Source organism: Streptomyces sp. NPDC058375 (assembly GCF_042723425.1).
GTDB lineage: Bacteria > Actinomycetota > Actinomycetes > Streptomycetales > Streptomycetaceae > Streptomyces > Streptomyces durocortorensis.
On sequence record NZ_JBHXJG010000270.1, the window covers coordinates 1 to 9,504 of the forward strand.

Consider the following 9,504-nt stretch of genomic DNA (forward strand, 5'->3'; position numbering starts at 1 on the left):
CTGGCGCGAGATCAGCGCCGCCGCTGAGGCACGGCAGGCCGCGGAGAAGTCCGCGGCCGACGGAGGGGCCGCCGACACCCCTGCCGACCCGTCGCCGAACACGGACGCCGCTCCGGCCTGAAGCGAAACGAGAACCCCTCGGTGCCCTGCGCACCGAGGGGTTTTCCCTGTCCAGGCGGCGGCTCCCGCGGTCACCGCGGCCTTCGCGTTTCCGCCCGCCCCGCCCCCGTACTACCGTCGATGTGTCTGGAGTGGTGCACCGTGCCCGAGCTGCCCGAGGTCGAAGTGGTCCGCCGGGGCCTGGAGCGCTGGGTCAGAGGCCGCACCGTCACCGAGGTCGAGGTCCTGCACCCGCGCTCGGTCCGCCGGCATCTCGCGGGCGGCGTCGACTTCGCCGCCCGGCTGCGCGGGGCCCGCCTGGGGGCGGCGATGCGCCGCGGCAAGTACCTCTGGGTGCCGGTCGAGGAGGCGGCCTCCTCGCTGCTGGGCCACCTCGGCATGAGCGGACAGCTGCTGGTGCAGCCCGCGGACGCGCCCGACGAGAAGCACCTGCGGATCCGGATGCGGTTCGACGACGCGCTCGGCACCGAACTGCGCTTCGTCGACCAGCGGACCTTCGGCGGGCTCTCGCTGCACGACAACACCCCCGACGGCCTGCCGGACACCATCGCGCACATCGCCCGGGATCCCCTCGACCCGCTCTTCGACGACTCCGCGTTCCACATCGCGCTGCGCCTGCGCCGCACGACGGTCAAGCGGGCGCTCCTGGACCAGTCGCTGATCAGCGGCGTCGGCAACATTTACGCGGACGAGGCGCTCTGGCGCGCCAAGCTGCACTACGACCGGCCGACCGCGACCCTGACCCGCCCCAAGTCCGCCGAACTGCTCGGCCACGCCCGCGACGTCATGAACGCGGCCCTCGCCCAGGGCGGCACCAGCTTCGACAGCCTGTACGTCAACGTGAACGGCGAGTCCGGCTACTTCGACCGGTCGCTTGACGCGTACGGCCGGGAGGGCGAGCCCTGCAACCGCTGCTCCACCCCGATGCGCCGCCGCGCCTGGATGAACCGCTCCAGCTACTACTGCCCGCGCTGTCAACGGCCGCCGCGCGCCTCGTCGTAACGCGCCCGGGCGGCCAGGACCTCGTCCATCCGCCCCTCGACGCAGTGGATGAGCCCGAGGAGCTTCTCGGCGACCTCGCGGCCGAACGGAGTGAGCTCGTAGTCGACCCGGGGCGGATTGACCGGCTGGGCCTCCCGCAGGACGAGCCCGTCGCGCTCCAGGGCGTGCAGGGTCTGGGACAGCATCTTCTCGCTGACCCCGTCGACCCGGCGGCGCAGCTCGTTGAAGCGGAGACTCTCCTCGTACAGGGCGCCGATCGTCAGACCGCCCCAGCGCCCGGTGACGTGCTCCAGCGTCGAGCGTGAGGGGCACGCGCGGGAGAAGACGTCGAAGGCGAAGCCGTCGAGACTGTCGGGGTCTGTATCCGTATGCGTATGTGCATCGCTGGCCATAACAAAAGCTTACTCCCGCACAGTGCTCACCCCGAGGGAGCGCTGTGCGGGAGTAAGGAGACCTGTCGGGCCGGTCAGAAGCCGAAGTTCTGGACCCACCACGGGCCGCCGGAGCCCTCGTGGACGCCGATGCCGATGGTCTTGTAGTCGCAGTTGAGAATGTTCTCGCGGTGGCCTTCGCTGTTCATCCAGGCCTCCATCACTGCCTGGGCGTCCGCCTGGCCCCGGGCGATGTTCTCCGCGCCGAGCCCCTGCACGCCGGCCTGCGCGGCACGGTCCCAGGGGGTGTCGCCGTCCGGGTCCGTGTGGTCGAAGAAGCCGCGGGCCGCCATGTCCTCGCTGAAGTTCTGCGCGAGCGAGGTCAGCGGGGCGCTGGTGGACAGCGGGGAGCAGCCGACCTTCGCGCGCTCCTGGTTCACCAAGGCCAGCACCTCGGTGCGTGCGGAGGCGTCGGTCGGGGAAGGGCTCGGCTTCTTGCTGGGCGGCGGGGCCGCGGAGGTCTTCGGCGGCGCCGGGGCCTTGCTCGCCGGGGCGCTGCTCTTCTCCGGGGCCGAGGTCGGCGCCTTCGACTTCTCGGACGGGGTGGCGGCCGGCTTCTTCGACGTGGAGGGCGCGGCCGACTTCGACGGCGCCTTGGAGGTCTTCGAGGGCGACGGCGTCTTGGACGGGGTCTTGGAGGGCGTCTTCGACGGGGTCTTGCTCGGAGCCTCCGGGCGCTCGCTGCCCCGGCTGGTGGGGGAGGAGGACCGGTCGGCCGGCGCGGTGGAGCTGCCGCCCTGCGTCAGCAGGTCCGGCGCACCGCCCGTGCGCATCTGGTCGGCGGCGGTGGTGTTGCCCGAGGTGTGGGTGTCGCCGCCGGGGATCAGGCCCGAGGCGACGGCCACCGCGCCGACGGCGACGGCCGCCGAGACGCCGAGGAGCCCGGTCCGGATCGGCACGCCGGACTTCTTGCGGCGCGTGCCCCGGTGCCGGGAAGCGGCCCCGGCCGCGGGTTCTTCAGCGGCGGGGCCTGCGGCGGATCGTCGGTGGCGTCCCATGCGCTGTGCCTTCCTGATACTCCGGACGCCGTGGCGACGTCACTCGACTGCCCCGTTGTTCAACTGCTCGTTGATCGAATTCGGTCGCACGCGGAGCGAACGCCGCTTGATCGACTTTCCGTCGACGTCCGTCCGATACTCACCCGATCGAGTGAGGCTGTTGCGACGGGACTGTAGCCCATGGGCGAAAGGGGGCGACGTGCTTCGAAAGCAATTGGCCGGTTAGCGTTCGGGCATGAACGAAGAAGCACGCCTCGTCGTCTGGGTACGCGGCCGAGTACAGCAAGTAGGCTTCCGCTGGTTCACCAGGGCAAACGCTTTGGAGATCGGCGGGCTCATCGGGTTCGCTCTCAATCTCGACGACGGCCGGGTGCAGATCGTGGCCGAAGGGCGGCGTGACAATTGCCACCGTCTGCTGGACTGGCTGCGGTCCGACGACACACCCGGGCGCGTGGACGGAGTCACTGAGATCTGGGACACCCCGCGCGGTGGATACGACGGCTTCGCCATCCGCTGATCCCGTCCCGCGCGACCCCTCCGGATCCGCTCTGTGAACGCGGCGCGCCGAAGGGTCACCGGGCCACCCGCTCGGGCCCCGCACCCGAAATGACCTGCGACGGGACGCGAGGGCGGCCGATGGTTGCCAGAAGCGGGATGTCGTGCAAGGCTGCGGCATTGACGAAGATCCGCACACCCCTCGGGGTCCTGCAGGAGAGTCGCGCCGCATGATCGTCCGGCCGCGCGCCCCCGGGACACCCGGGTACACAGGGTGTGATCGTGTTGACCGTCAAACTTTTTGGTGAGACGCTGAAAACCCCGCGCACCTTAGCTGTTCGGTAGAGCTGATTAGCAGCAGAACCGCAGTGGTGACAGAGCCCTGCCGAGCACCGCGGGTGCGATCCCCTGACGACCCACACCGCATCGGTCGGTCACTCATTGTGGAGGACCATCCATCATGGCAAAGGCGCTTCTCGGTTACGTCGGCGGTTCCGACCCGCGACTCCTCGCCGAGATGCGACGGCTCCAGCAGCGCGTCCAGGACCTGGAATCCGAGCTCACCCGGATCCAGGACGAGAACGACGCACTCAACGCCGCCGCCCAGCACCAGGAGTCGCTGCTCGACAGCATCGACATCGACGTACCCCAGGGCGAGCCTGCACTGACCTGACCACCACGGCCCTTTCGGGCCGGTCGGGCCGGGCACGCTCAGTAGCCTCGGAACATCTCTGATCCGTCCTGCGTCACGGATCGCCGTCCCCGAACACCGGGGTTCCCGCATCGCCGGGGATGCCGTTGTCCGGTCGTTCTGCGATGCACCGCGCGGGACCGACAGCTGGATTCACAGAGTCAGCTGGATGTCTGGACGCACAGTCGCCAGCAAGATTCACAGGGACGCTTCGGCGTCCCTTTTTCTTTGCCCGACCCCCACCCCGGACGTACCGGCCTTCGCTTACCGTCTGATGTGCCCTGCACCTTCATCAGCGAAACCGAGAGCGAAAGGTAGAGTCCGGCGGCGTGCACCTCAAGGCCCTGACCCTGCGTGGTTTCAAATCGTTCGCGTCCGCCACCACCCTGCGGTTCGAACCGGGGATCACCTGCGTTGTCGGACCCAATGGATCCGGCAAATCCAATGTGGTGGACGCGCTCTCCTGGGTCATGGGGGAACAAGGGGCCAAATCCCTGCGCGGCGGCAAGATGGAAGACGTGATCTTCGCCGGGACGACCGGGCGGCCGCCGCTCGGCCGCGCGGAAGTGTCGCTGACCATCGACAATTCCGACGGCGCATTGCCCATCGAGTACGCCGAAGTGACGATCACTCGGATCATGTTCCGCAATGGCGGCAGCGAATACCAGCTCAACGGCGATACCTGCCGGCTGCTCGACATCCAGGAACTCCTCTCCGACTCCGGCATCGGCCGCGAGATGCACGTCATCGTCGGGCAGGGACAGTTGGACTCCGTCCTGCACGCCGACCCGATGGGCCGCCGGGCCTTCATCGAGGAGGCCGCGGGCGTGCTCAAGCACCGCAAGCGGAAAGAGAAGGCGCTGCGGAAGCTGGACGCGATGGGCGCCAACCTGGCCCGGGTCCAGGACCTCACCGACGAACTGCGCCGCCAGCTCAAGCCGCTCGGCCGGCAGGCCGCCGTCGCCCGCCGGGCCGCCGTCATCCAGGCCGACCTGCGCGACGCCCGCCTCCGGCTCCTCGCGGACGACCTGGTCACCCTGCGGGACGCGCTGCGCGACGAGATCGCCGACGAGGCCGAGCTGAAGAAGCGCAAGGACGCGGCCGAGGCCGAGCTGAAGGCGACGCTCGCCCGCGAGGCCGAGCTGGAGGGCGAGGTCCGCCGCCTCGCGCCCCGGCTCCAGCGCGCCCAGCAGACCTGGTACGAGCTGTCACAACTGGCCGAGCGGGTCCGCGGCACGATCTCGCTGGCCGACGCCCGGGTCCGCAGCGCGTCCGAGGCGCCCAGCGAGGAGCGCCGGGGCCGCGACCCCGAGGACCTGGAGCGCGAGGCCGCCCGGATCCGCGAGCAGGAGGCGGAGCTGACCGCGGCCCTGGAGGCGGCCGAGAACGCCCTGGAGGACACCGTCGCCCACCGCGCCGACCTGGAACGCGAGCTGGCCGTCGAGGAGCGCAGGCTCAAGGACGCGGCCCGGGCCATCGCCGACCGGCGCGAAGGGCTCGCCCGGCTGAACGGCCAGGTCAACGCGGCCCGCAGCCGGGCCGGTTCGGCCCAGGCCGAGATCGAGCGGCTGGCAGCGTCGCGCGACGAGGCGCAGGAGCGCGCGGTCGTCGCCCAGGAGGAGTACGAGCAGCTCAAGGCCGAGGTGGAAGGGCTGGACGGGGTCGACGAGGAGCTGACCGCCCGCCACGAGGAGGCCAAGCAGGCCCTCGCCGAGGCCCAGGCCGCCCACAGCGCGGCCCGCGACGAGGCCACCGCCGCCGAGCGCAGGCGGGCGGCGGTCGCGGCCCGGCACGAGGCGCTGGCCCTGGGCCTGCGCCGCAAGGACGGTACGGGGGCGCTGCTCGGGGCTCGGGACCGGCTCGCCGGCGTCCTCGGGCCCGCCGCCGAACTGCTCACCGTCGAGCCCGGGTACGAGATCCCGGTCGCGGCCGCCCTCGGGTCGGCGGCGGACGCCGTGGCCGTCACGGACCCGGCCACGGCCGCCGACGCGATCCGGCTGCTGCGCGAACGGGACGCGGGGCGGGCGGCGATGCTGCTGGGCACGGTGGCCGCCGATGCCACGGGCGGCGGGCCCCACCACGTACCGGAGCAGTCCGGTGAGCAGGTACCGGCACCTGTACGGGAAGGCTCCCCGCATCCCGCGTCCGCCGTGGTGCCCGGTCAGGGCGGCGCTCCCGGTGTACCCGCGGCCGCGCCCGGCGGCACCTACGGCCGTACGGAACCCGAGCTGTCCGCGCAGCACAGCGGCCCGCTCGCCGTCGTCCCCCTCTCGGGCGGCCGTGCCGAGACGACCACCGCCTCCGCCGTCGCCGACCTCGTGCGCGGGCCCGCCGCGCTGCTCGGGGCCGTACGCCGTCTCGTACCGGACATGGTGGTCGTCGGGACGCTGGAGGAGGCCGAGGAACTGGTCGCCGCGCACCCCGGGCTGACCGCGGTGACCGGTGAGGGGGACGTGCTCTCCGCCCACTTCGCGCACGGCGGGTCGGCCGGGGCGCCCAGTCTGCTGGAGGTGCAGGCATCCGTCGACGAGGCCGCCGCCGAGCTGGCCGAGCTGGCCGTCCGGTGCGAGGAACTGGCCGAGGCCCAGCGCCTGGCGGGGGAGCGGCGCACGGAGCAGGCCGCGCTCGTCGAGGAGCTGGGGGAGCGCCGCCGGGCGGCCGAGCGGGAGAAGTCCGGGTTCGCCCAGCAGCTCGGGCGGCTCGCCGGGACGGCCCGGAGCGCGGCGGGCGAGGCCGAGCGCATGACCGCCTCCGCCGCCCGGGCCCAGGAAGCGCTGGAGCGGGCCACCGAGGAGGCCGAGGAGCTGGCCGAGCGGCTGCTGGTCGCCGAGGAGACGCCGGCCGAGGAGGAGCCCGACACCTCCGTGCGGGACCGGCTCGCCGCCGACGGGGCCAACGCCCGCCAGACCGAGATGGAGGCCCGGCTCCAGGCCCGTACGCACGAGGAGCGGGTCAAGGCGCTGGCCGGCCGCGCCGATTCGCTGGACCGGGCCGCCCGGACCGAACGCGAGGCCCGCGCCCGTGCCGAACAGCGCCGGGCCCGGCTGCGGTACGAGGCCGAGGTCGCCTCCGCCGTGGCCTCGGGCGCCCGTCAGCTGCTGGCGCACGTGGAGGTGTCCCTCGTACGGGCCGACGAGGAGCGGACGTCGGCCGAGGCGGCGAAGGGCGAACGCGAGCGCGAGCTGGCCGTCGAGCGCGACCGGGGCCGGGGGCTGAAGGGCGAGCTGGACAAGCTCACCGACTCGGTCCACCGGGGCGAGGTGCTGGGAGCCGAGAAGCGGCTGCGGATCGAGCAGCTGGAGACGAAGGCCCTGGAGGAGCTGGGCGTGGAGCCCGCGGGGCTGGTCTCCGAGTACGGGCCCGACCAGCTCGTGCCGCCGTCGCCGCCCGCCGAGGGCGAGGAGCTGCCCGAGGACCCGGAGCACCCGCGCAACCAGCCGAGGCCGTACCGGCGGCCCGAGCAGGAGAAGCGGCTGCGGTCGGCCGAACGGGCGTACCAGCAACTCGGGAAGGTGAATCCGCTCGCGCTGGAGGAGTTCTCCGCGCTGGAGGAACGGCACAAGTTCCTGTCCGAGCAGCTTGAAGACCTGAAGAAGACCCGGGCCGATCTGCTCCAGGTGATCAAGGAGGTCGACGAGCGGGTCGAGCAGGTCTTCACCGAGGCCTACCACGACACCGCCCGGCAGTTCGAGGGCGTCTTCTCGCGGCTCTTCCCCGGCGGCGAGGGCAGGCTCATCCTCACCGACCCGGACAACATGCTCACCACCGGCGTGGACGTCGAGGCCCGCCCGCCGGGCAAGAAGGTGAAGCGGCTCTCCCTGCTGTCGGGCGGTGAGCGGTCCCTGACGGCGGTGGCGTTGCTGGTCTCGATCTTCAAGGCCCGGCCCAGCCCGTTCTACGTGATGGACGAGGTCGAGGCCGCGCTCGACGACACCAACCTCCAGCGGCTGATCCGGATCATGGAGGAGCTCCAGGAGAGCTCGCAGCTGATCGTGATCACCCACCAGAAGCGGACGATGGAGGTCGCCGACGCGCTGTACGGCGTGTCCATGCAGGGCGACGGGGTCTCGAAGGTCATCAGCCAGCGGCTGCGTTGACTTTTTACCGAATCATCAGAAGTTCAAGGCACGTATCGCTCACTCCTGGGTAGACGGGCGAGGACCCACTGTTTGACTTCGATTCTTGAAGGCATACCCTCTGCGAAGTTGATTTCGCCTTCAAGTGGTGGCGGACTGGATCGTGTGCGCCACTGGGAAGGCTCACACCGCACGTCTGACCCCCGGCCAGGCATCAGGAGTTCACGTGACCAGCAGCACAGCGAACGGACCCGAGTCCGGGGCCCGGGCGGCCCACCCGGACCATCTCGGGCATGTCATCTTCATCACCGCGGCCGCGGCGATGGGCGGCTTCCTCTTCGGATACGACAGCTCCGTCATCAACGGCGCCGTCGAGGCGATCCGCGACCGGTACGACATCGGCTCCGGAACGCTCGCCCAGGTCATCGCCATCGCGCTGATCGGCTGTGCGATCGGCGCCGCCACCGCCGGCCGGATCGCGGACCGGATCGGCCGCATCCGCTGTATGCAGATCGCCTCGGTGCTCTTCACGGCCAGCGCGATCGGCTCCGCACTGCCGTTCGCGCTCTGGGACCTGGCGATGTGGCGCATCGTCGGCGGCTTCGCCATCGGCATGGCCTCCGTCATCGGCCCGGCCTACATCGCCGAGGTCTCCCCGCCCGCCTACCGAGGCCGGCTCGGTTCCTTCCAGCAGGCCGCGATCGTCATCGGCATCGCCATCTCCCAGCTGGTCAACTACGCCGTCCTCCAGATCGCCGACGGCGACCAGCGCGGCAAGATCCTCGGCCTGGAGGCCTGGCAGTGGATGCTCGGCGTGATGGTCGTCCCGGCCATCCTGTACGGGCTCCTCTCCTTCGCCATCCCCGAGTCCCCGCGCTTCCTGATCTCGGTCGGCAAGAAGGCCGAAGCCCGCAAGATCCTCGAAGAGGTGGAGGGCGACAAGATCGACCTCGACGCCCGGGTGAACGAGATCGAGACGGCCATGCACCGCGAGCACAAGTCCTCCTTCAAGGACCTGCTCGGCAACCGGTTCTTCTTCCTGCCCATCGTCTGGGTCGGTATCGGCCTGTCGATGTTCCAGCAGCTCGTCGGCATCAACGTGGCGTTCTACTACTCGGCGACGCTGTGGCAGTCCGTCGGCATCGACCCGACCGACTCGTTCTTCTACTCCTTCACCACCTCGATCATCAACATCATCGGTACGGTGATCGCGATGGTGCTGGTGGACCGGGTCGGCCGCAGGCCGCTCGCCCTCGTCGGCTCCATCGGCATGGCGGTCGCGCTCGCCGTCGAGGCCTGGGCCTTCTCCGCCGACCTGGTCGACGGCAAGCTGCCCGAGACCCAGGGCGCCGTGGCCCTGATCGCCGCCCATGTGTTCGTGCTCTTCTTCGCCCTGTCGTGGGGTGTCGTCGTCTGGGTCTTCCTGGGCGAGATGTTCCCGAACCGCCTGCGCGCCGCCGCCCTCGGCGTCGCCGTGTTCGCGCAGTGGATCGCCAACTGGGCGATCACCGCCAGCTTCCCGAGCCTCTCCGACTGGAACCTCTCGGGGACGTACATCATCTACGCCTGCTTCGCCGTGCTCTCGATCCCCTTCGTGCTCAAGTTCGTGAAGGAGACCAAGGGCAAGACGCTGGAGGAGATGGGCTGACCCCCCGGCTGGAGGAGACGGGCCATTCCCCGCTGCCCCTCTC

At 70.9% G+C, this 9,504-nt stretch carries 7 protein-coding genes; 5 read left to right on the plus strand and 2 right to left on the minus strand.

From position 1 onward, the window contains the following. The first annotated feature begins 261 nt into the window (after positions 1-261). Entirely contained in the window at positions 262-1,122 is an 861-nt protein-coding gene (gene mutM, locus ACFWM7_RS30045) for a bifunctional DNA-formamidopyrimidine glycosylase/DNA-(apurinic or apyrimidinic site) lyase (protein ID WP_383266487.1), read from the plus strand. On the opposite strand, the gene ACFWM7_RS30050 is transcribed toward mutM, so the two are convergent. Both ACFWM7_RS30050 and ACFWM7_RS30055 read right to left on the minus strand, forming a co-directional pair. Continuing rightward, positions 1,095-1,514, minus strand: coding sequence for a winged helix-turn-helix transcriptional regulator (locus tag ACFWM7_RS30050; protein WP_383266489.1), 420 nt, complete (start codon positions 1,512-1,514; stop codon positions 1,095-1,097). The two genes, mutM and ACFWM7_RS30050, sit on opposite strands and share 28 nt — an antisense overlap. A gap of 74 nt (positions 1,515-1,588) precedes the next feature. Then, on the minus strand, positions 1,589-2,551 hold the full coding sequence (locus tag ACFWM7_RS30055; RefSeq protein ID WP_383266492.1) for a CAP domain-containing protein: 963 nt from the start codon (positions 2,549-2,551) through the stop codon (positions 1,589-1,591). A gap of 235 nt (positions 2,552-2,786) precedes the next feature. On the opposite strand from ACFWM7_RS30055, the gene ACFWM7_RS30060 reads away from it, so the two are divergent. The 4 genes from ACFWM7_RS30060 (at position 2,787) to ACFWM7_RS30075 (ending at position 9,461) form a co-directional block, all read left to right on the plus strand. After that, positions 2,787-3,068 (plus strand): acylphosphatase, encoded by a 282-nt coding sequence (locus ACFWM7_RS30060; RefSeq protein WP_205080801.1) that lies wholly within the window; start codon positions 2,787-2,789, stop codon positions 3,066-3,068. 438 nt (positions 3,069-3,506) lie between these two features. After that, entirely contained in the window at positions 3,507-3,719 is a 213-nt protein-coding gene (locus tag ACFWM7_RS30065) for a hypothetical protein (protein ID WP_006127885.1), read from the plus strand. A gap of 347 nt (positions 3,720-4,066) precedes the next feature. Further along, the gene (locus ACFWM7_RS30070) at positions 4,067-7,834 is read left to right on the plus strand and encodes an AAA family ATPase (RefSeq protein WP_383266496.1); all 3,768 of its coding nucleotides are present in this window, start codon (positions 4,067-4,069) and stop codon (positions 7,832-7,834) included. Positions 7,835-8,039: 205 nt separating this feature from the next. Continuing rightward, entirely contained in the window at positions 8,040-9,461 is a 1,422-nt protein-coding gene (locus ACFWM7_RS30075) for a sugar porter family MFS transporter (RefSeq protein WP_383266499.1), read from the plus strand. Positions 9,462-9,504 lie beyond the last annotated feature (43 nt).